This window comes from Streptomyces sp. JN8 (assembly GCF_055808075.1).
In genome coordinates this window covers 7,559,217-7,578,694 of the sequence record NZ_CM147852.1, presented here as the reverse complement: position 1 = coordinate 7,578,694, position 19,478 = coordinate 7,559,217, and the positions used below count along the sequence as shown (strand labels likewise).

General features: G+C 75.3%; 19 protein-coding genes. 10 read left to right on the top strand and 9 right to left on the bottom strand.

The window, feature by feature from the left end:
- Positions 1 to 162 precede the first annotated feature (162 nt).
- From bdeA to ACY0MR_RS33325, 3 genes are all read left to right on the top strand, one after another.
- Positions 163 to 1,047: a bis(hydroxyethyl) terephthalate hydrolase gene (gene bdeA, locus ACY0MR_RS33335; protein WP_473557158.1), complete on the top strand. Its 885-nt coding sequence runs from the start codon at positions 163 to 165 to the stop codon at positions 1,045 to 1,047.
- 99 nt (positions 1,048 to 1,146) lie between these two features.
- On the top strand, positions 1,147 to 3,819 hold the full coding sequence (locus ACY0MR_RS33330) for a helix-turn-helix transcriptional regulator (RefSeq protein ID WP_473557155.1): 2,673 nt from the start codon (positions 1,147 to 1,149) through the stop codon (positions 3,817 to 3,819).
- 80 nt (positions 3,820 to 3,899) lie between these two features.
- Positions 3,900 to 4,676 (top strand): class I SAM-dependent methyltransferase, encoded by a 777-nt coding sequence (locus ACY0MR_RS33325; protein WP_388797316.1) that lies wholly within the window; start codon positions 3,900 to 3,902, stop codon positions 4,674 to 4,676.
- Here ACY0MR_RS33325 and ACY0MR_RS33320 read toward each other — a convergent pair.
- The 7 genes from ACY0MR_RS33320 to ACY0MR_RS33290 all read right to left on the bottom strand — a co-directional run bounded on the left by ACY0MR_RS33320 (position 4,661) and on the right by ACY0MR_RS33290 (position 11,420).
- Positions 4,661 to 5,128: an NUDIX domain-containing protein gene (locus ACY0MR_RS33320; protein WP_388797313.1), complete on the bottom strand. Its 468-nt coding sequence runs from the start codon at positions 5,126 to 5,128 to the stop codon at positions 4,661 to 4,663. The two genes, ACY0MR_RS33325 and ACY0MR_RS33320, sit on opposite strands and share 16 nt — an antisense overlap.
- Positions 5,129 to 5,292: 164 nt before the next feature.
- Positions 5,293 to 6,222, bottom strand: a complete 930-nt coding sequence (locus ACY0MR_RS33315; RefSeq protein ID WP_473557153.1) for a glutaminase — start codon at positions 6,220 to 6,222, stop codon at positions 5,293 to 5,295.
- Positions 6,219 to 7,307 carry an enoyl-CoA hydratase/isomerase family protein gene (locus ACY0MR_RS33310; RefSeq protein WP_404085040.1) on the bottom strand — a complete coding sequence of 363 codons (1,089 nt, stop codon included), beginning with the start codon at positions 7,305 to 7,307 and terminating at the stop codon, positions 6,219 to 6,221. Before ACY0MR_RS33310 ends, ACY0MR_RS33315 begins: the two co-directional genes overlap by 4 nt.
- A 212-nt stretch (positions 7,308 to 7,519) precedes the next feature.
- The gene (locus ACY0MR_RS33305; protein ID WP_392044331.1) at positions 7,520 to 8,203 is read right to left on the bottom strand and encodes a GNAT family N-acetyltransferase; all 684 of its coding nucleotides are present in this window, start codon (positions 8,201 to 8,203) and stop codon (positions 7,520 to 7,522) included.
- Positions 8,204 to 8,500: 297 nt separating this feature from the next.
- A complete protein-coding gene (locus tag ACY0MR_RS33300) occupies positions 8,501 to 9,229 on the bottom strand; it encodes a ribonuclease H family protein (protein ID WP_392865970.1) in 729 nt (242 codons plus the stop codon).
- Between the two features lie 61 nt (positions 9,230 to 9,290).
- Positions 9,291 to 10,208 (bottom strand): phosphatase domain-containing protein, encoded by a 918-nt coding sequence (locus ACY0MR_RS33295; protein WP_388797298.1) that lies wholly within the window; start codon positions 10,206 to 10,208, stop codon positions 9,291 to 9,293.
- A 3-nt stretch (positions 10,209 to 10,211) separates the two neighbouring features.
- Entirely contained in the window at positions 10,212 to 11,420 is a 1,209-nt protein-coding gene (locus ACY0MR_RS33290; RefSeq protein ID WP_473557149.1) for an RNA ligase, read from the bottom strand.
- Between the two features lie 191 nt (positions 11,421 to 11,611).
- Here ACY0MR_RS33290 and ACY0MR_RS33285 point away from each other — a divergent pair, with 191 nt between their 5' ends.
- The 3 genes from ACY0MR_RS33285 (at position 11,612) to ACY0MR_RS33275 (ending at position 14,016) form a co-directional block, all read left to right on the top strand.
- Positions 11,612 to 11,935: a hypothetical protein gene (locus tag ACY0MR_RS33285; RefSeq protein ID WP_361856205.1), complete on the top strand. Its 324-nt coding sequence runs from the start codon at positions 11,612 to 11,614 to the stop codon at positions 11,933 to 11,935.
- Positions 11,936 to 12,060: 125 nt separating this feature from the next.
- Positions 12,061 to 12,642, top strand: a complete 582-nt coding sequence (locus ACY0MR_RS33280; RefSeq protein WP_473557148.1) for a dienelactone hydrolase family protein — start codon at positions 12,061 to 12,063, stop codon at positions 12,640 to 12,642.
- Positions 12,643 to 12,837: 195 nt separating this feature from the next.
- Positions 12,838 to 14,016 carry a YncE family protein gene (locus ACY0MR_RS33275; RefSeq protein ID WP_473557144.1) on the top strand — a complete coding sequence of 393 codons (1,179 nt, stop codon included), beginning with the start codon at positions 12,838 to 12,840 and terminating at the stop codon, positions 14,014 to 14,016.
- Positions 14,017 to 14,042: 26 nt separating this feature from the next.
- Here the strand turns inward: ACY0MR_RS33275 and ACY0MR_RS33270 are convergent, their stop codons facing one another.
- Positions 14,043 to 14,612, bottom strand: a complete 570-nt coding sequence (locus tag ACY0MR_RS33270) for an NADPH-dependent FMN reductase (protein WP_388797286.1) — start codon at positions 14,610 to 14,612, stop codon at positions 14,043 to 14,045.
- Between the two features lie 241 nt (positions 14,613 to 14,853).
- Here ACY0MR_RS33270 and ACY0MR_RS33265 point away from each other — a divergent pair, with 241 nt between their 5' ends.
- Positions 14,854 to 16,236, top strand: a complete 1,383-nt coding sequence (locus ACY0MR_RS33265; protein ID WP_361856194.1) for an NAD(P)/FAD-dependent oxidoreductase — start codon at positions 14,854 to 14,856, stop codon at positions 16,234 to 16,236.
- Positions 16,237 to 16,294: 58 nt separating this feature from the next.
- Here ACY0MR_RS33265 and ACY0MR_RS33260 read toward each other — a convergent pair whose 3' ends face one another.
- A complete protein-coding gene (locus tag ACY0MR_RS33260; RefSeq protein WP_473557141.1) occupies positions 16,295 to 17,104 on the bottom strand; it encodes a hypothetical protein in 810 nt (269 codons plus the stop codon).
- Positions 17,105 to 17,354: 250 nt separating this feature from the next.
- On the opposite strand from ACY0MR_RS33260, the gene ACY0MR_RS33255 reads away from it, so the two are divergent.
- From ACY0MR_RS33255 to ACY0MR_RS33245, 3 genes are all read left to right on the top strand, one after another.
- Positions 17,355 to 17,795 (top strand): GNAT family N-acetyltransferase, encoded by a 441-nt coding sequence (locus tag ACY0MR_RS33255; protein WP_388797280.1) that lies wholly within the window; start codon positions 17,355 to 17,357, stop codon positions 17,793 to 17,795.
- Between the two features lie 93 nt (positions 17,796 to 17,888).
- The gene (locus tag ACY0MR_RS33250) at positions 17,889 to 18,968 is read left to right on the top strand and encodes an NAD(P)H-dependent amine dehydrogenase family protein (RefSeq protein WP_388797277.1); all 1,080 of its coding nucleotides are present in this window, start codon (positions 17,889 to 17,891) and stop codon (positions 18,966 to 18,968) included.
- Positions 18,965 to 19,453: a carboxymuconolactone decarboxylase family protein gene (locus ACY0MR_RS33245; RefSeq protein ID WP_473557138.1), complete on the top strand. Its 489-nt coding sequence runs from the start codon at positions 18,965 to 18,967 to the stop codon at positions 19,451 to 19,453. The genes ACY0MR_RS33250 and ACY0MR_RS33245 overlap by 4 nt, the downstream gene beginning before the upstream one ends.
- Positions 19,454 to 19,478: the final 25 nt, after the last annotated feature.

Genomic DNA, 19,478 nt, shown 5'->3' with positions numbered 1-19,478 from the left:
GGACGGGGGCGGGGTCCGCCCGCCGTGTCCGGAGAAGGCCGGTGGTTCTGCCGATGCCTCCGGGGCGGGCCGCCCGGACAGTGGCCGGGCCAGATCACGGCGCGGCCGCCGCCCAGACGCTCGGGCGGCGGCCGCCCCACGACACGAGAGGACGACTCCGTCGTGACACGACACCTCGGCGCGGCCACGGCCGCCGCCTGCCTGACCCTGCTGCTCGCCCCCGGCGCCCAGGCCGCCGGCTCCACACCCGCGGGCGCCGCCGCCCATCCGTACGAGCGCGGTCCCGCCCCCACCCAGAGCAGCGTCGAGGCCCTGCGCGGCCCGTACGCCGTCGGCGAGACCTCCGTCTCCTCGCTCGCGGTCAGCGGCTTCGGCGGCGGAACCGTCTACTACCCGACGTCCACGAGCGACGGGACCTTCGGCGCCGTGGTGATCTCGCCGGGGTTCACCGCCTACCAGTCCTCCATCGCCTGGCTCGGGCCGCGGCTGGCCTCGCAGGGCTTCGTGGTCTTCACCATCGACACCCTCACCACGGTCGACCAGCCCGACAGCCGCGGACGGCAACTCCTCGCCGCCCTCGACTACCTGACCCAGCGCAGCGCGGTACGGGGCCGCGTCGACGCGGGCCGACTCGGTGTGATGGGGCACTCGATGGGGGGCGGCGGCACCCTCGAAGCGGCCAAGAGCCGGCCCTCGCTCAAGGCGGCGGTCCCGCTCACCGCGTGGAACACGGACAAGACCTGGCCCGAGATCACCACGCCCACGCTGGTCATCGGCGCCGACGGCGACACGATCGCCCCCGTCGCCACCCACTCCGAACCGTTCTACGAGAGCCTGCCCGGCTCCCTCGACAAGGCGTACCTGGAGCTCAACGGCGCCACGCACTTCACCCCCAACTCCTCGAACACGACGATCGCCAAGTACAGCCTGTCCTGGCTGAAGCGCTTCATCGACGACGACACCCGCTACGAGCAGTTCCTGTGCCCGCTGCCGCGGCCGAGTCTGACGATCGACGAGTACCGGGGCACCTGCCCGCTCGGTTCCTGACGCTCTATGCACCGTCACAGAGCCCGGTTCCCGGGTCTGGGCCGCTGCCCAGACCCGGGAGCCTTCCGCCGTCCCCCACGGGTCGGTAGCGTGACCGCCGTGAGCGGAGCGTCGCACACCGCCGGCCCGCGGCTGTACGACCGAGCGGCCGAACTCGCCGCCGTGGCCCGCCTGTCGGCCGGGGTCGCGGCCGGTCGCGGCGGCGTCCTGTTCGTCACGGGCAGCCCCGGCGAGGGGCGCACCGCCCTCCTCTCGCGGGCGGCGCACGACTTTCCCGGTACGGCCCACCGGGTCGCCGCGCCCCACCACCGCGGCCCGTGGAGCGCGGCGCGGGCGCTGTTCGCGGCGCTGGCCCCCACCCCGGCCGCCGGGCGCCGGGCGCTGCGGGTCGCGCGGGGCGAGGGCGGACTCGCCCGCGCCGTCGCCGCCCTCGTCGCCGGGGAGACGGCCGTCCTGATCTGCCTGGACGACCTCCACCTGTGGGACGCGCACTCCCGCGCCGCCCTGGCCGCCGCCTGGCAGGAGTCCGGCGGCCGGCCGGCCCGGACGGGGTGGCTGGTGTCGGCCGCGCGCCACCACCGGCTCCCCGAGGTGCCCGGGGCGGCGACGGTGCGGCTGGGCAGGCTGACCGCGGCCGGGGCGCGGGCGCTGCTCGACGACCTGTGCCCGCCGGGCGCCGCCGCGGGGCCGGTCGGGGAGCGGCTGCTCGACGAGGCGGCGGGGCATCCCGGTGTCCTGACCGCGACGGTACGCCGGCTGACCCCGCCCCAGCTGACGGGGGCGCTGCCCCTGCCGCGGCCCGCGGTCGACGACTCGGTGCTCGTCGAGGTGTACGGGAGTCTCCTGGCGCGGTTGCCCGCCGCGTCCCGCCGGCTGCTCGGCACGGTCGCGGTGCTGGCTCTGGCAGGCCGGACCGGGTCGGGCGGGGCGGGCTCGGCGGCCTCCGCCGTCGGCGGGGACGGCGGTTCGGCGGCCACCGGGGCGCGGGGGCGGAACGCCCCGGCCGAGCCCTTGGAGGGACTGGTCGCGGACGGACTCCTGTGCCGGCGCGGGGGCGGGGCGGTCGGCTTCGACGACCCGTTCCTCGGGCGCGCGGCGCTCGCCTCGGCGCGGACGCCCTGGCGGGAGGGGCCCCGCGTCCCCGGCCCGCCCGGGGACCCGGCCTCCGCCGCACCGCTCGGCCCCGCCGCGGACGGGTCGGACCCGGCGGACCGTACGGCGGTGGGCCAGGCACCTCCGGCGGACCGTACGGCGGTCGGAGCGGCGCTCGCGCGGGGCGCGGGTCATCGTGCCGATCGGCTGGGGCCGCCGGCGGGCGTCCGCGGGCTCTCGCCGCTCGCCCGGGGCCGTGCCCAACTGGTCCGGGGACTCGCCGCCCTGGCCGGCGGCCCGGTGATGCACGCCCACGAGGCGCTCCTCCAGGCGGCGGAGCTGCTGCGGGGGCGGGCGCCGGTGGAGGCGTCCGACGCCCGGTTCCTGGCGATGGAGGCGGCGTGGGCGGGCGGCGACGTGGCGGCGTGCCTGGCCGCCCTCGACGGCGGGGAGGAGGTGCGCGGGCTGGAACGCGACTTCGCCGAGGGGCTGAGCGCGGCGCTGACCGTACGTCTGGACGTGGCCCGCACGGCCCTGACCCGGGTGGTGGAGGGGGACGGGGGCGCGGACGACCCCCGGTTGCTGCTCCGGGCCGGGTCGGCCGCGCTGGTCATCGGCGACACCGCGGCGGCGGCCCGGATCCACGCCCGGGCGCTGGTCCGGGCGCGGGCGGAGCACCGCACCGCCCTGCTGCCGCACGCGCTCGAACAGCTCGCCTACGCCGAACTGCGGGCCGGGCGGTACGGCGGGGCCGCGCGCACGGCGCGGGAGGGGCTGCGGACGGCGGAGTCGACGGGGCAGTACAACGTGGCGGCCCACCAGCACGCCGTCCTGGCGCTGGTGGCGTCCGTGGAGGGCGACGGTCCCGCCGTCGCGGAGCACGCGGGGCGCGCGCTGGCGACCGCGGGACCGCACGGCCTCGTGCAGGCCGCGACGCTCGCGGAGTGGGCGCTGGCCCGGGACGAACTGGGTCGGGGTCTGGCGGCGCAGGCGGCCGCGCGGCTCGTGCCGCTGGTCCGGCCGGGTCCCCGGGGCGGTCACTTCGCGCTGCGGATGCTGGTGGTCCCGTGCTTCGTGGAGGCCGGGGTCGCGGCCGGCCGGGTCGTGGAGGCGCGGGAGGCGGCCGGGGAGTACGCGGCCTGGGCCGCCCTGGGCGTCGACGGGCCGGCGCGGGCGCAGTCGGCGCGCTGCCGTGCCCTGCTCGCCGAGGGCGAGGCTCCGGCGTACTGGTTCCGCGAGGCGGTGCGCCACCACGACGGCTCCGGGAACGACTTCGAGCGGGCCCGCACCCTGCTCGCGTACGGCGCGTGGCTGAGGCGGCGGAGGCGGCCGGGGGAGGCGCGCGGTCCGCTGCGGGACGCCCTGGTGACCTTCGAGCGGGCGGCGGCGGAGGGCTGGGCCGCGCACGCGCGCTCCGAACTCCGGGCGACGGGAGGCGCCTCGGGCGGGGCGGCGGGGCCCGGTGCGCCCCGGGAGCTGACCCCGCAGCAGCAGCGCATCGTCCGCCTGGTCGCGCGGGGCGCCACCAACCAGGAGGTCGCCGACCACCTGTGCCTCAGCCCCCGCACCGTGGACCACCATCTCCGCGGCGTGTTCGCCCGGTTGGGCATCCGTTCCCGGGTGGAGCTCCCCGGAGTGGTGGACGGGTGGGACGCGGCCGCGCGGCCGGCGGCCCGCTGACGCCGTCGGCGGCGCCTCCCTCGGGCGGGTTCCGGCAGGTCGCCGGGGCAGTGCCGCCGTCCCGCACGGATGATGAGGGGATGACACGTACCTTCGAAGAACTCGTCGCGGAGGCCTCCGAGGCGTCCGTCGACGGCTGGGACTTCTCCTGGCTCGACGGACGGGCGACGGAGCAGCGGCCCTCCTGGGGCTATCACCGGCTGCTCGGCGACCGGCTCGCCCGTGCCTCGGCCGCCCTCGACGTCCAGACGGGAGGCGGGGAGGTCCTCGCCGGTGTTCCCGCGCTGCCGCGGACGATGGTGGCCACCGAGTCGTGGCCGCCGAACCTCGCCCGGGCGACCGCGCTGCTGCACCCGCGGGGAGCCGTGGTCGTCGCCGATCCCGACGAGCCGCCGCTGCCCTTCGCCGACGCGGCGTTCGACCTGGTGACCAGCCGCCACCCGGCCACGGTGTGGTGGGCGGAGATCGCCCGCGTGCTCCGGCCCGGCGGCACCTACCTCGCCCAGCACGTGGGCCCCGCGAGCGTCTGGGAGCTGGTCGAGTACTTCCTGGGGCCGCAGCCCGAGGCGGCCCGGCACCGGCACCCGGACGACGAGGCCGCGGCGGCGCGCGAGGCCGGTCTGGAGATCGTCGGTCTGCGCTCCGAGCGGCTGCGGATGGAGTTCCACGACATCGGGGCGGTCGTGTGGTTCCTGCGCAAGGTCGTCTGGATCGTGCCGGGGTTCACCGTCGAGTCGCGGTTGCCCCGGCTGCGTGAACTCGACGGGCTGATCCGTGCGGAGGGTCCGTTCGTGGCCCACTCCGCGCGGACCCTGGTGGAGGCCCGCAGGCCGGAGGCCCCTCAGCGCTCCAGGTAGGCGGCGCGGGGGACGGTGCCGGTCGTCAGGGGGGTCAGATGGTCGCGGTAGCGGCGCGACAGGGTCCCGAGGGAGGCGATCCTCTCCAGGGGGACCCAGTCGAGGCCGATCTGGTCGATGTCCTGCTCGGTGCCGCCGACGAGTTCGGCGCTGCCCTCCACGCTGCAGAGGAAGACGATCTCGACCCGGTGGAAGTTCTCCGAGGCGAGGCCGGCGGTGTCCTCCGTCCAGCCTTCCAGGACCCAGAGCAGCGGGCCGACCTCGACGGTCAGTCCGGTCTCCTCCAGGACCTCCCGGCGGAGCGCGTCGGGCAGCACCTCGCCGGTCTCCTGGCCGCCTCCGGGGAGGAAGTGGCACTCCCTGCCGTTCCAGAGGTTCCGGGTGAGGAGGATCGATCCCTCGTGGAGGACGACGGCCTTCGCGGAGGTGCGGATACGGGTCGGGACGGTCATACGGGTCCTCCTCGGTCCGGGCGGTCCAGCACACCCCGGCAGCATGCCCACCCCGACCGGCGGAAATGCCCGTTCCCGGGCCGCGGAGGGGCGGCGGGGCGCGGGGCGGATCCGGGCCGCGCCCGCGGGGAGCGGGCCGGGAGCGGGCGGGGTGGGCCGCGGGGTCAGAAGACCGACAGGCCGGTGATGGTCGTGAAGCGGTCGAGGGCGGTCACGCCGGCGACCGAGTTGCCCCGGGCGTCGAGGCCGGGGCTCCAGACGCACAGGGTGCAGTGCCCGGGCACGACGGCGACGACCGCGCCGCCGACCCCGCTCTTGCCCGGGAGGCCGACCCGGTAGGCGAACTCGCCCGCGGCGTCGTACGTCCCGCACGTGAGCATGACGGCGTTGACCTGCTTGGCCTGGCTGAGGCTCAGCAGCCGGGTGCCGTCGGAGCGCACGCCGTGGCGGGCCAGGAAGCCGGTCGCCAGGGCCAGGTCGGCGCAGGACGCTTCGAGGGAGCACTGGCGGAAGTACTCGTCGAGCAGGTCGGGCACCGGTCCCGTGATGTTGCCGTAGGAGGCCATGAAGTGGGCGAGGGCCGCGTTCCGGTCCCCGTGGGCGGCCTCCGACGCGGCCACGTCGGGGTCGAAGGCCAGCCCCGGGTTGCCGCTCTCGGCGCGCAGGAAGGCGAGGAGGCTGCCCGAGGCGTCGCCGGTCAGCCGGTGCAGGCGGTCGGTGACGACGAGGGCGCCGGCGTTGATGAACGGGTTGCGGGGGATGCCGTTCTCGTACTCCAGCTGCACCAGGGAGTTGAACGGGTCGCCGGAGGGTTCCCGGCCGACGTGGGTCCAGAGCGCGTCGCCCTCTCCGGCGAGGGCGAGCGCGAGGGTGAAGACCTTGGTGACGGACTGGGTGGAGAAGGGGCGACGCCAGTCGCCCACCCCGTGGACGGTGCCGTCGAGTCCGGCCACGGCCATGCCGAAGTCGGTGGGGTCGCCGGCGGCGAGCGCGGGGATGTAGTCGGCCGGGGTGCCCCGGTCGGTGAGGGCGGCGACCTCTTCCGCGATGCGGTCGAGGACGGGCTGGAAGGAGGTGGTGGCGGTCGTGGTCACGGGCGGTCCCGCGGTCCTCGCTCCGCGGCGCCCCGCCGGGCGGCGGCGAGGCCGAGGTCCCCGCCGGCCGGTTCGGCGAAGAGGCGGTCGACCTCCTCGTCCGTGACCTCGGGGAGGGTGGGCGGGGTCCAGCGGGGGTTCCGGTCCTTGTCGACGACCTGGGCGCGGATGCCCTCGACGAGGTCGGGGCCGGTGAGGGAGCCGCAGGAGACCCGGAACTCCAGGTCGAGGACCTCTTCCAGGGTCGCGAGGGTCCGGGCGCGGCGCAGGGTGGCCAGGGTGGCCTTGAGGGCGGTCGGGGACTTCGCGAGGAGGGTGGTGGCCGTCTCCTTGGCGGCGGGCACGCCGGAGTCGAGGAGGCGCCGCACGACGGCTTCGACGGTCTCGGCCGGGTAGCAGGCGTCGATCCACTCGCGTTGTTCGGGGAGGACGCCGGGCGGGGCGGCGCCGGCGTGCCGGGCGACGGCCTCGTCGGCGGGGAGCCGGGTCAGGTCCCGGACCAGGGAGGGAAGTTCCGCGGAGGGGACGAAGTGGTCGGCGAGACCGGTGAGGATCGCGTCGGCGGCGCCGACGGGGGCGCCCGTGAGGGCCAGGTGGGTGCCGAGTTCGCCGGGGGCGCGGCCCAGGAGGTAGGTGCCGCCGACGTCGGGGACGAAGCCGATGCCGGTCTCGGGCATGGCGACGCGGGAGCGTTCGGTGACGACGCGGACCGAGCCGTGGGCGGAGAGGCCGACGCCGCCGCCCATGACGATGCCGTCCATGAGGGCGACGTACGGCTTGGGGTAGCGGGCGATGCGGGCGTTGAGCCGGTACTCGTCGCGCCAGAAGGCGGCGGAGGCGGAGCCGCCGGTGCGCGCGTCGTCGTGGATGGCGCGGATGTCGCCGCCGGCGCAGAGGCCGCGCTCTCCCGCGCCCTCGATGACGACGGTGGTGACGGCCGGGTCGTGCTCCCAGGCGGTCAGGGCCTCGTCGGCGGCGAGGACCATGGCGTGGGTGAGCGCGTTGATCGCGCGGGGCCGGTTCAGGGTGAGGAAGCCGGCCCGGCCCTCCGTGCGGAGGAGTACGTCGGCGGTTCCGGTCGGCACGATCGCTCGGTCCCTTCGGTGGCGCGGGTGGCTGTCGCGCTCACGGTACCGGGCGGGTCGGGACGCGGCCCAGCGGGTCCCGGGGAGGGATCCGCGCTGGTCAGTCGCCCCGTGCGGGGGCGTCTGCCGGCGGGCGCCGGAGCGGGGGGCCGCGGAGGGGCCGACCGCCGCGACGGGGAGCCGGGCCCCCGTCGCGGCGGTCGTGGAGGGGTTCAGGCCGGGAGCAGGTCCTGCGGGACGCGCACCTGGCGGGGGGTGGAGAGGCGGAGCTCGATGATGTCGCGGACGGTCGGCCACTCCTCGTCGAGGATCGAGTAGAAGGCCGTGTCGCGGACGGCTCCGTCGAGCCCGCGGGAGTGGGCACGGCGCACCCCCTCGCAGCTCGCTCCGAGGCGCTCGATGGCGATTCTGGAGCGGGTGTTGCGGGCGTCGGCGCGCATCGTGATGCGCCGTACGCCCCAGGCTTCGAAGGCGTGCCGGAGCATGAGGTACTTGGCCTCGGTGTTGATGCCGGTCCCCCGGGCGTCGCCCGCGATCCAGGTGTTGCCGATCTCGGCGGCGTCCGGCACGGAGGTCAGCGGATCTCCGTGGGGCATGCCGGGGACGGGGGGCCAGACCAGCGGCCCCCGCCAGTAGTCGAGTTCGAGGAACCGGGTCGAGCCGACGACCCGTTCGTCGGCCGTGGCGACCAGAGCGAAGGGCAGGGATCGTCCTGCCGCCTGATCTGTCAGGGCACGGGCGATGTAGTCGAGGGCCGATTCGAGGCCGTCGGGTACGGGGGTGAAGGCGTAGGCCGATCGGTCCGCCCCGCCGGCCCGGGCGAGGGCTTCGGCGTGCCGCATCGCCAGCGGCTCCAGGCGCACGGAGCGCCCGGTCAGGAGAACAGGTACTGGCACGGAACCTCGGGTCTTTCACGGGCAGGGAAAGCTTCCGCCGAGGGGTCGCCGCGGCGGCAGCAGGAGGGAGGTTCTCGCCGGTGCCGACCACGTCAGAGAGCGACAAATGAGCAGGTAAAACGGTTCGTCACCGGTGGCGAGGAGGACAGTATGCAGCCACAGGCGCTCGGAGAACAGAACCCCCGGCGAACCCGGTGACACGCCTGGGTGAAGACCGGCCCGTGCCCGCGCGGGCCGGTCTCAAGCACCGGACGGGGCCGCCCGCCAGTCGGACGGCCACCGGGTCCGGAGGGGGGGTCAGACGCAGGCGGGATGACCCCAGCCGTCGGGGTTCTTCGCGATGGTCTCGCCCTTGTCGTAGGCCTTGCCGCAGCGGCAGCGGCCCGGGAATCTCGCCTTCAGCGTGGCACCGGAGGAGCGTGTCCGGCGGGCGCCGGAAGCGCCGCCGGAGCCCGCGGCGGAACCGGCCGCGGAGGCGCCGGCGGAGCCGGACGGCGCTGAGGAGCGCGCGCGGGGCGCGGAGGCGCGTGTCGGGGTCTCCGGGGGCGGCAGCGGGGCTCCGGCCGCCGAGCTCGCGGGCTCCTGGGTGCGTGCGGTGTGGCTGGCCGCGCGGTCGGCCGCGTCGTTGAGGGGGTCGCCGTCGACCTGGTGCGCGGGCACGTAGACGAAGTCGACCGAGCGGCCGGTGAGGAGCGCGTCGATCCGGACGACCAGGTCCTTGTTGGCCACGGGGCTGCCCGAGGAGGTCTTCCAGCCCTTCCGTCGCCAGCCCGGGAGCCAGGTCGTCACGGCCTTCATGGCGTACTGCGAGTCCATGCGGACCTCGACCGGCGTCGCCGGGTCGAGTGTCTCCAGCAGTCGCTCCAGAGCCGTGAGTTCGGCGACGTTGTTGGTCGCGCGACCGAGCGGCCCGGCCTCCCAGCGGTCGATCGCACCGTCGGCGCGGCCGATGACCCATGCCCAGGCCGCGGGCCCGGGGTTTCCCTTCGACGCGCCGTCGCACGCCGCGATGATCTTTTCTCCCATCCCACGATCCTGACACGGCCCCGGGGGTGGGCGGTCCCACCCCGGGGCCGTGCGGTACGGGTCAGAAGTCGCCGTAGGCGACCTGCCAGGTGGGCAGTCCCATCCGGCGCCAGAGCGCGACGACGCGGTCGCGGTCGTCGAGCGAGACGCGGACGGCGTACCGGTGGCGCACATGGGCGTCGAACAGCTCTGCCTTCACCAGGTCGTCGCCGCGGCCGTCGCCCGAGGCCCGCATCCAGAGCTCGTCGTACGGCACCCCGTGCCGGGCGAGCCAGGCCTCGGTGATCTCGCGGTGGTCCTCGCTGCGGCCCGACAGGAGGACGATCCGGTCCCCCTCGGCCTGCCGGAAGGCGCGCAGGGCGTCCCGGACGGAGGCGTTGGGCAGGTCGCGGTCGCAGCGCGTGAAGTCGTACGGGCCGCGGTCGACGCGCAGGGCGAGGGTGCCGTCGATGTCGCACATGACGGCGGTGGGGAGGCTCGGGTCGGGCACGTAGGGCGCACCGAGGGCGGGGCGGTCGCCGAGCCACTCCGCGGTGAGCCGCCAGCCGCCCCGGGTGGCCTTGGCGTGCTTCGCGGCGAGGATGCGGATGATCTCCTCGCCGACCGGCCGCTCGCGCTCGGCGTCCCGCCGGACGCACTCGTCGACCGGGACGTCGGTGAAGTCGTGCACGGCGAAGGTGGCGAGACCGCCCACGGCGGCCTTCAGCCGCTTCGGGATGTACGGGGTCAGATGGGTGTTGTCGACGACGACGTCGAAGCCGTCGTCGACGGCGGCGCGGACGGCGGCGTCCTGGATGCCGAGGACGGTCTGCTCGTGCCGGTGGGACCGCTCCCGGTCCGGCGAGGGGATGTCGAGCATGGCGCGGAGGTCGTCGAGGTTGACGCGCCGCATGTTCCCCTCGGCGGCCGCCTGCAGGGCACGGGCGGCCGTCGTCTTCCCGGAGGCCGGGAGGCCGGTCATGACGTGGACGACAGGCACGGTTCAGTTCTCCTGGTCGTGGGCGAAGGGGTCGGAGACCTCGGGGCGCAGTCCGCGCCAGACGAGGAGGTCGGTCGGGCGCCCGTCGAGGCGCAGGAAGAGGGCGGCCCGCAGGCCGCGGTCGGGCACCTCGGCGGCGGCGCGGGCGAAGGCGGCGCGGTCACCGGCGAGGTGGGCCAGGCGGGCGTAGGCGTCCTCGACGGCCTGCTCGCGCTCGGCGGCCGCGGTCTCGAGGCCGGAGACGACCTCCCGCACCCAGGCGTCGAACTCGTCCGGCACCTGCTCCAGGAGGGCGTCGAGCGGCTTGCCGCCGTCCGCCTCGACCTCGGCCACGGAGCAGCCGAGGCCCTTGGCGACCTCGCCGGCCGGGAGGGCGGCGAAGCGCTGGATGCCGTGGCCGCGCCAGATGTCGCGCTCGGTGACGCCGGTGAGGACCTTGTGGAGGCGCACGTACTCGGCGAGCTTGGCCTTGGCCCGCAGGCCGGAGGCGAAGCGCAGCACGAAGCCCTCGGCGTCGGTGCCGGTGGCCCGGTGGCCGCCGGGGAGGGTGTTGGACTCGGTCAGGGCGACGAGTTCGGCGAGGTCCATGGCGGGCCAGGTGCGGACGACGGACCCCAGGGGCCGCCAGCCGGCGGCGGCCTCGGCTGGCGGGACCTCGGTCCCGTCGCGGCCGAAGGCGGCGAGCAGGACGAGGTCGCGGCGCTCGCCGTAGTTCACGACGATCCGGTTGCCGGGGTAGAGGACCTCGGCGAGGTACGTGACGCCGGGCACCAGGCCGGCCGTGTCGGCGGAGTCGAGCCGGCGCTGCGCCCAGGTGGCCTGGGCGCTGGTGAAGGAGCCCTTGGAGGCCGCGTGCCAGCGGTCGTCGTAGTGGAAGACCACGGCGAGGCTGCCGTCGACCTTGTCGTACAGCTCGAAGGGCTCGTCGGGCAGCGGCGGGGCGTAGGGACGGCCGGCGGCGTGCTCGGAGACGTTGAAGAACTTGGGGAGGGGGAGCGCGACGATCCGTCCCGTGGCGTCGTCGGCGACGAGGCCGCGGCAGCGGGTGGTGGCCCGGTTCCAGTGCTGGGCGTACTGGCACGCGCGCGTGTACGTGTAGATCGACAGCGGCAGCTCGGGGTGCCTCTTGCGCGTCACGTGCCCGTCCGCGAGCGCGGCGGCGAGTTCTTCGGACGGCATCAGGTCGTGCAGAGTCAGGGTCGCCTGGCTCATGGGGTCCCTCCCGGGTGTTCGATGATCCATTGTCGGCGTTCGGAGCCGGGGAGGACAGCGGTTTTCGGGGGCCCGGGGCGCTGCGCCGGGTGGTGTGCGGGGGCTCGCTCCGGGGGCTGTCGGTGGTGCCCCGTAGACTCGCCGTCTCCCCGTCGGTGACCTCACCGGCGCAGACGAAGGAAGCGAGCCCCATGAACCACGCGGACGGCACGGCACCGATCTACGCCGAGCTCATACGGGAGCGGGGGGATGTTCCGGGTGACGTCCGCCAGGTCGCCGAGGAGGTCATGCGGGACCTGAGCCGGGTCATCCAGGTGCCGCCGCAGGGCGCCCAGGGACCGCAGCAGGGGGTCGTCGCGCACGCGGGAGCGGGCGCGCTCCCGGTGCACCAGGGCGCCGTGGCGCCCCAGGGTGCCGCTCCGCACCCCGGCGTCGGCGGTCCGATGGGCGTCGGCGGCCCCTCGGGCGTCGTGGGCCAGGCCGGCGCCGTCCTGCCGCACCGGCCGATGCGCTAGCCGGTCGCGCTCGGGACGGTCCCTCACACGCGTTTCCGGGCGTTGTCGGTGCCATGGGCCATGCTGCTGGCGGACGGTCCGTGCCGCACGGGCGGGGCCGCGTACGGACGACTGGGGATGACGACATGGCCGAGGTTCTGCTCTTCCACCACTGTCTCGGGCTGACCGCGGGAGTCGGCGCGTTCGCCGAGGAGCTGCGGCGGGCGGGGCACACCGTGCACACTCCCGACCTCTACGAGGGCCGGACCTTCACCGACCTCACGAGCGGCGTGGGGCACGCCCAGGAGGTCGGCTTCGGCACCCTTCTGGAGCGCGGCGAGCGGGCGGCCGCGGAGCTGCCCGCGGAGATCGTCTACGCCGGGTTCTCGCTCGGCGCGCTGCCCGCGCAGAAGCTGGCGCAGACGCGGCCGGGGGCACTCGGTGCGCTGCTGTTCAGCGCCTGCGTTCCGGTGTCCGAGTTCGGCGCGGAGTGGCCCGAGGGCGTCCCCGTGCAGGTGCACGGGATGGACGCCGACCCCTTCTTCGTCGACGACGGCGATCTGGCGGCGGCCCGCGCGCTGGTCGCGGACGCCGCGGAGCGGCGGCTCTTCCTGTACCCGGGGGACGCGCACCTGTTCGCCGAGCACGGGGCGCCGTCCTTCGCGCCGGAGGCGACGGCGCTCTGCCTGGAGCGGGCGCTCTGCCTGCTGGACGGCGTCACGCGCTGATCCGGCCTGATCGGCAGGACACCCCCGGCCCCGGCCGGGGTCGTCCGATCGGTCGACCCCCGTGTCGTCCGTCCCGCGGGCGGACCGGGGCCGGGCGGTGGACCGCACCGGGCCGGGGGCGGCCGGAGGATCGGGGCAGGGTGCGGACCCGTCCCCGGACGGGCCGCCCGTGTCCGCCGTCGCGAGGAGACCGTCATGCCGAAGAACCGCCGTGCGCCCCGTACCGCCCGGGTGCTCCTGCCCGGGGCCGTGGCCGTGGTCCTGCTCGCCGGCTGCGGGCAGGGGTCCGGGGAGGCGCCCTCCCCGGCGGGTCCCGCGTCACCGGCCGGGACGTCCGCCGGCGGCACCCCCTCCGCCTCCGCAGCTCCCGCGACGGCGACGCCCTCCCCCGCCGGCCGGCCCGTCGCGGACACCCTGCTGGTCACCGACTTCGGCTCCGACACCGTCACCTTCGTCGACCCGGCGCGGGGTGCCACGGGCTCGGTCGAGGTGGGCACCGCGCCCTACGGCCTGGCGCTCGGCGAGGACGGGCGGGCCTGGGTGGCGACCGCCGACGGCGTCGCGGTCGTGGACACCGCGACCCGGAAGCGGATCGCGCTCGTCCGCTACGAGACCGCCACGGGTCCGGCGACCACCGGCGAGTACCGCGGCGGCGGCATGGGCATCGCCCTCGCGCCGGACGGGCGCCGGGTGTACGTGGGGGTGAACGTGCCGGGCGGGAACGGCGCCCTGGAGGTGATCGACACGGCGGCCCTGCGGGTCACGGACACGGTGCCGGTCGGCCGGCGCCCCTTCGACGTGGACGTGTCCCGCGACGGCGGCGAGGTCTACGCGACGAACCACGACTCCTTCGACGTCACGGTCGTCGACGCCGGGACCCTCGTACCGCGCCGGGTGGAGGTCGCCCCGTACGGCACGGAGGGCGGACTCGGTTCCTGGCTGAAGCCGCACTACACGGCCGTCCGGCCGTCGGACGGGAAGCTGCTCCTGCCCTTCGAGGGCGAGCGGCTGGCGGTCGTCGACCCGCGGACGGGCCGGACGACCGTCGAGCCGATGACCGCCGACACCCACCAGCACGGCACCACGGTGACCGCCGACGGCACGCTCCTGACGGTGGGCACGGGGCCGATCGATCCGGACGAGGACGAGGGGCCCTCGCTGACCGTCCGGAGGCCGGACGGCGTCGAGCGGGTCTACCCGCTCGACGGGCCGCACGAGGACGTGGCGGTCTCCGCGGACGGCCGCACCGCCTATGTGACCGGAGGGTTCACCCGCGACGGCTTCTGGGACGGCCTGAGCGTCGTCGACCTGGAGTCGGGTGACACCCGGCGCCTCCCGGCGGGTTCCCGGCCGCTGGGGATCGTCGTCCTCTGAGCCTCGCGGCGCCGGTGCCGACCCCGTCAGCGCTGGGGCAGGACGGTGAGGACCCGTTCGATGAAGGTCTTGAAGTCGGCCATGAAGTCGGTCAGGAACTGCTGGGTCGTCGGGTCGGTGACCTCGCCGTCCGGGGTGAAGAGCCCCGGGACGAACTGGATGTAGGCCTCGGGGGCGTTCATCTGCGGGGAGTTGCAGAAGCTGAGGACCGAGCGGAGGCTCTGCTGGGCGACGGCCGTGCCGATCTTGCCGGGCGAGGCTCCGATGACCGCCGACGGCTTGTGGGTGAAGGAGTTGGTGCCCCAGGGGCGGCTGGCCCAGTCGATGGCGTTCTTGAGGCCGCCGGGCAGCGAGCGGTTGTACTCGGGGGTGACGAAGAGGACGGCGTCGACGGACGCGATGGCCTCCTTGAGGGCGCGGCCCTCGGGCGGGTAGTCCGCGTCGAAGTCGTGGTTGTAGAGCGGGAGGTCCTTGATGGGGATCTCCTGGAACTCCATCCCCGGCGGCGCCACCCGGAGCAGGGCCCGGGAGAGGATCCTGTTGATGGAGTCCTTCGACAGGCTGCCGACGAAGTAGCCGACCTTGTACGTGGTCATGCGTGGTGTTCCGCCTTCCGGGAGGGTTCCGGCCGCCCGCGCGGGGCCTTCGGCAACGTAACCCGCACCCGGCGCCGCTGCGACCGGACCGCCGGGACCGCGGCGGACCGCTCCGAAGGGCGATCCGCCGCCTTTGGCGATAGAAAGGGTGCATCCCGGGTAGTCGGATGAAAATTTCCTCTGCGGCTTGATCATCCCGATGCGATGGCTTCTTGCACGCTCCTACGGAAGGGCGGACAGCGTGACGCGACCGAGGATTCTCGTGGTGGGCGCCGGATTCGCCGGAGTCGCCTGCGTACGGCGGCTCGAACGGCGCCTCGCGGAGCGGGAGGCACAGCTCACGCTCCTCTCCCCGTTCTCGTACCAGCTGTACCTGCCCCTGCTCCCCCAGGTGGCGGCGGGGGTGCTGACCCCCCAGTCGGTCGCCCTGTCGCTGCGGCGCAGCGAACGGCACCGCACCCGGATCGTGCCGGGCGGTGTGGTCGGCGTGGACACGGCGGCGAAGGTCTGCGTGGTGCGGACGATCGCCGGGGAGTACGTCACCGAGCCCTACGACCACCTGGTGCTCGCGCCCGGCAGCGTGACCCGCAGCTTCGACATCCCCGGGCTCGCCGAGCACGCCCGCGGGATGAAGACCCTCGCCGAGGCCGTGTACATCCGGGACCACGTCATCGCCCAGCTGGACCTGGCGGACGCGAGCAACGACGAGGAGGAACGGGCCGCGCGGCTGCGGTTCGTGGTCGTCGGCGGCGGCTACGCGGGCACGGAGACGGCGGCCTGCCTCCAGCTGCTCACCCACAACGCGGCCAAGCGGTATCCGCGGATCGACCCGAAGCTCATCAAGTGGCACCTGGTCGACATCGCGCCGAGGCTCATGCCCGAGCTGGGCGACAAGCTGGGCGCGGCGGCGACGGACATCCTGACGAAGCGCGGCATCGAGGTGTCGCTCGGCGTGTCGGTGGCCTCGGTGGACGACGAGGCGGTGACGCTCACGGACGGCCGCGTGCTGCCCAGCCGGACCCTCATCTGGACGGCCGGGGTCGCGGCGAGCCCGCTGATCGGCACGCTCGGCGCGGAGACCTTCAAGGGACGGCTCGTGGTGTCGGCCGAGATGGCCGTGCCGGGGCTGGACGGCGTGTGGGCCCTCGGGGACGCGGCGGCGGTACCGGACCTCGCCAAGGGCGAGGAGGGCGCGATCTGCCCGCCGACGGCCCAGCACGCGATGCGGCAGGGCAAGGCCGTCGCCGACAACCTGGTGTCGACGCTCCGCCGCGAACCGACCCACCCGTACGTGCACAAGGACCTGGGGCTCGTGGTGGACCTCGGCGGGATGGACGGCGTCTCGAAGCCGCTCGGCGTGGAACTGCACGGGGCGCCGGCGCAGGCCGTCGCCCGCGCCTACCACTGGGGGGCGCTGCGGACCAACGTGGCGAAGACCCGGGTGATGACGAACTGGCTGCTGAACGCCGTCGCCGGGGACGACTTCGTACGGACCGGGTTCCTGGCGTCGAAGTCGGGGACGCTGCGGGACTTCGAGTACACCGACGCGTATCTGACCCCTGAGCAGGTCCGGCTGCACACCGGCCCGTTCCGCGGGGCGGTCGGGAGCGGCGGAGGGAAGTGAGGGCACGCGCGCCGGGTGTGCCCGCCCGGCGCGCGCCCGCGGTGTCCGCCGGAGCGGTTCAGCCGGCCAGGTCGGAGGCGGGACCCATGACGATGACGGGCTCCTCGGCGGGGTCGAGCGCCCGGATGAGACGGCGCAGCGGCTCGCGTTCGAGGGTGATGCAGGCCTGGGTGGGGCCGCCGTGGTCGACGTGGATCCAGACCCCGCCGCCCTTCTCTGCGCCGAGCGGACGCTCCTTGTCGAGCGGGCTCCGGCCGGGGACGCGGTTGTAGTCGATGGCGATGACGTGGTCGAAGGAGCCTTCGAGGGGCTCGCCGGAGAGGCCCGTGCCGCTGATGGCGAACTCGGGGTCCTGGTCGTACGGGAGGCGGGAGCCGGGGTCGGGCAGCCGGCCGCCCGCGTCGTCGAGCCGGAAGACCCCGATGGGGGTCCGCAGGTCGCCGGCCGCGTGGTCGGCGGTCCAGCCGCGCAGCGCGTTGTGGGTGGGCCAGGGTCCCGCCGTCGCGGTCCAGCCGCCGCCGGGGTTCCGCTCGTAGAGGGTCGCGGTGGAGGTGTTGTCGTCGGCGGTGGAGCCGGTGACGACGAGGGCCTGGCCGGTGCCGTCGGGGACGAGGGCCTGGGTGGCGGGGCCGATGCCGGGGATCCGGGGGTCGGGGACGGGCGCGGAGGCGATGCTGCTCGCCGGTTCCCCCGGGCCGCCGGGCGCGGCTCCGGCCGGGCGGGCGTCGGACGCGGGCGGGACGGAGGCGGCCGTGGCCGCGGGTGCGGCGGGGGCGGGGGGCGCGGTGCTCGCGCAGGCGCCGAGCAGCAGCGCCGCGCACAGCGTGCCGGCGCCGAGCAGTGCGGTGGCGCCCTTGTGGACGGGCATGGACGGTTCCTCCTGGCCGGGGGGCAATGCGTGGATGCGTACCCGATCGGCGGGCGGCGCTGCGGCGGGTCTCGCGCCCTCACCCGTACGGCCGCGTCCGGCGGGGGGTCGCCGGCCGGCCCGGTCGCCGCGGGTCGTGCGGGGGGCATGCGGTCGGCCGGGGGCGCGGGTCGCGCGGGGGGCATGCGGTCGGCCGGGGGCGCGGGTCATGCGGTTGACCGGGGGCGCGGGGGCACGCTTTCCTGCTCCGATGAACGATCTTCGAATCGAGCCGGCCCTCGGCGAGGCGCGGCTCGCGGACTGGCGGGCCATCCACAACACGATCATCCCGACGGCCGTCCTCTCCCCCGAGCAGGTGCGCGAGCGCGCCGGGCGCAACCGGCTGGACGTCGCGTACCTCGGCGAGACGCCGGTGGGCTGTTCGACGGTGCGGCCGCCGGACGGGGAGACCGCGGCGGCGACGGTCATCGCGCGGACGCTGCCCGGGTTCCGGGGGCGGGGCGTGGGGACCGCACTGTACGAGCGGGGGCTCGCGCACGCCCGGACGCTGGGCGGGGAGGGCGTGGAGACGGTGGTGCTCGCCTCGAACGAGGAGGGGCTGCGGTTCGCGCTCGCACGCGGCTTCGTGGAGGTCGAGCGGTACCTGCTGCCGGGTGACACGGTGCCGTTCGTCACGCTGCGGCTGCCGTGACGTCCGGCCGCCCCCGCGAATAGATCTGACGATTCGTCAGATCATTGCGTCGCGGGTATGGGAACCTCCGGTGCCCGGCGCTACCCTCCGCGCATGATTCGGACGGTGGTGTGGGGTACCGGAAACGTCGGGCGCGCGGCGATCCGCGCCGTGGACGCCCATCCAGGGCTGGAACTCGCAGCGGTGCTGGTCTCCGATCCGGCGAAGGTCGGACGGGACGCGGGCCGGCTGGCGGGGCTCGGCCGCGACCTCGGGGTCGCGGCTGTCGACGAGGTGGACGCGGTCCTCGACGGGCGGCCGGGGGCGGTGGTGTACGCGGCTTCGGGCGACACCCGGCCCGACGGGGCGCTCGACGACGTGGCGCGGGCGGTGCGGTCGGGGGCGGTGGTGGTGACCCCCGCGCTGTATCCGCTCTACGACCAGCGCAACGCGCCGCCCGAGTTCCGGGATCCGGTGCTCGCGGCCGTCGCCGAGGGCGGCGGCTCGCTCTTCGTGTCGGGGGTGGACCCCGGCTGGGGCAACGACGTCCTGCCGCTGCTCGTGAGCGGGCTCGGCAGCACCGTGGACGTGATCCGCTGCCAGGAGATCTTCGACTACTCGACGTACGAGCAGGAGGAGTCGGTCCGGGACCTGATCGGGATGGGCAGGCCGCTGGAGTACGAGCCGCCGATGCTGCTGCCGTCGGTGCCGACGATGGTGTGGGGCGGGCAGATACGCCTGATGGCGCGCGCGCTCGGTGCCGAGCTGGACGAGATCCGCGAGACGGTGGACCGGCGCCCGCTGGAGTCGACCGTGAAGACGCGGACGATGGGGGTCTTCGAGGCGGGCACGCAGGGCGCGATCCGCTTCGAGGTGCAGGGGATCGTCGGCGGGGAGCCCCGCATCGTGATCGAGCACGTGACCCGGATCCATCCCTCGTGCGCGCCGGACTGGCCGGTGCCGCCGGACGGCGCCGGGGCGCACCGGGTGATCGTCGAGGGGAGCCCCCGGATCGAGGTGACCGTGGCGGCGACCGCCGAGGGCGAGAACCGCTCGGCGGGCGGGAACGCGACGGCGGTGGGCCGGCTGGTCGGCGCGATCGACTGGCTGGTGGCCGCGGAGCCGGGACTGTACGACGCGCTGGACGTGCCGCTGCGGCCGGCGGTGGGGAAGCTGGGGAGGAGTCCGCGATGATCATCGACATTCCCGAGGGCCAGGAGCCGATCGGGTACGTGTGGGGCGACATGGTCCCGGAGATCGGGACGGCGGCGGCGAACTTCTCGCTGTCGGTGTACGCCCACACGACCCTGGGGCTGCGCGAGTTCGAGGCGGCGCGGCTGCGGATCGCGCAGATCAACGGCTGCGGCTTCTGCCTGGACTGGCGCACCGACCGGGACGGGGCGAAGGTCGAGGAGGGCTTCGACGAGGTCGTCGCGGCGTGGCGGGAGACGGAGGTCTCGGAGTCCTTCGACGAGCGGACGCGGATGGCGGCCGAGTACGCGGAGCGGTACGCGCTGGACCACCACGGGCTCGACGAGGAGTTCTGGGCCCGGATGACGGCCCGGTACAGCCAGGCGGAGATCGTGGAGCTGACGATGAGCCTGGGGTCGTGGCTGGCGTTCGGCCGGCTCAACCGGGTACTGGGGCTCGACGAGGTCTGCGTGCTGCCGACCCACTGAGCGGGCGCGGAAGGGCCGGCCGGGT

Bases quoted from the DNA above. Each gene is read 5' to 3' on its own strand.
- ACY0MR_RS33325 (WP_388797316.1), top strand. From the start codon at position 3,900: ATGACACGTACCTTCGAAGAACTCGTCGCGGAGGCCTCCGAGGCGTCC.
- ACY0MR_RS33320 (WP_388797313.1), bottom strand. From the start codon at position 5,128: ATGACCGTCCCGACCCGTATCCGCACCTCCGCGAAGGCCGTCGTCCTC.
- ACY0MR_RS33300 (WP_392865970.1), bottom strand. From the start codon at position 9,229: ATGGGAGAAAAGATCATCGCGGCGTGCGACGGCGCGTCGAAGGGAAAC.
- ACY0MR_RS33290 (WP_473557149.1), bottom strand. From the start codon at position 11,420: ATGAGCCAGGCGACCCTGACTCTGCACGACCTGATGCCGTCCGAAGAA.
- ACY0MR_RS33285 (WP_361856205.1), top strand. From the start codon at position 11,612: ATGAACCACGCGGACGGCACGGCACCGATCTACGCCGAGCTCATACGG.
- ACY0MR_RS33280 (WP_473557148.1), top strand. From the start codon at position 12,061: ATGGCCGAGGTTCTGCTCTTCCACCACTGTCTCGGGCTGACCGCGGGA.
- ACY0MR_RS33275 (WP_473557144.1), top strand. From the start codon at position 12,838: ATGCCGAAGAACCGCCGTGCGCCCCGTACCGCCCGGGTGCTCCTGCCC.
- ACY0MR_RS33270 (WP_388797286.1), bottom strand. From the start codon at position 14,612: ATGACCACGTACAAGGTCGGCTACTTCGTCGGCAGCCTGTCGAAGGAC.
- ACY0MR_RS33260 (WP_473557141.1), bottom strand. From the start codon at position 17,104: ATGCCCGTCCACAAGGGCGCCACCGCACTGCTCGGCGCCGGCACGCTG.
- ACY0MR_RS33255 (WP_388797280.1), top strand. From the start codon at position 17,355: ATGAACGATCTTCGAATCGAGCCGGCCCTCGGCGAGGCGCGGCTCGCG.
- ACY0MR_RS33250 (WP_388797277.1), top strand. From the start codon at position 17,889: ATGATTCGGACGGTGGTGTGGGGTACCGGAAACGTCGGGCGCGCGGCG.
- ACY0MR_RS33245 (WP_473557138.1), top strand. From the start codon at position 18,965: ATGATCATCGACATTCCCGAGGGCCAGGAGCCGATCGGGTACGTGTGG.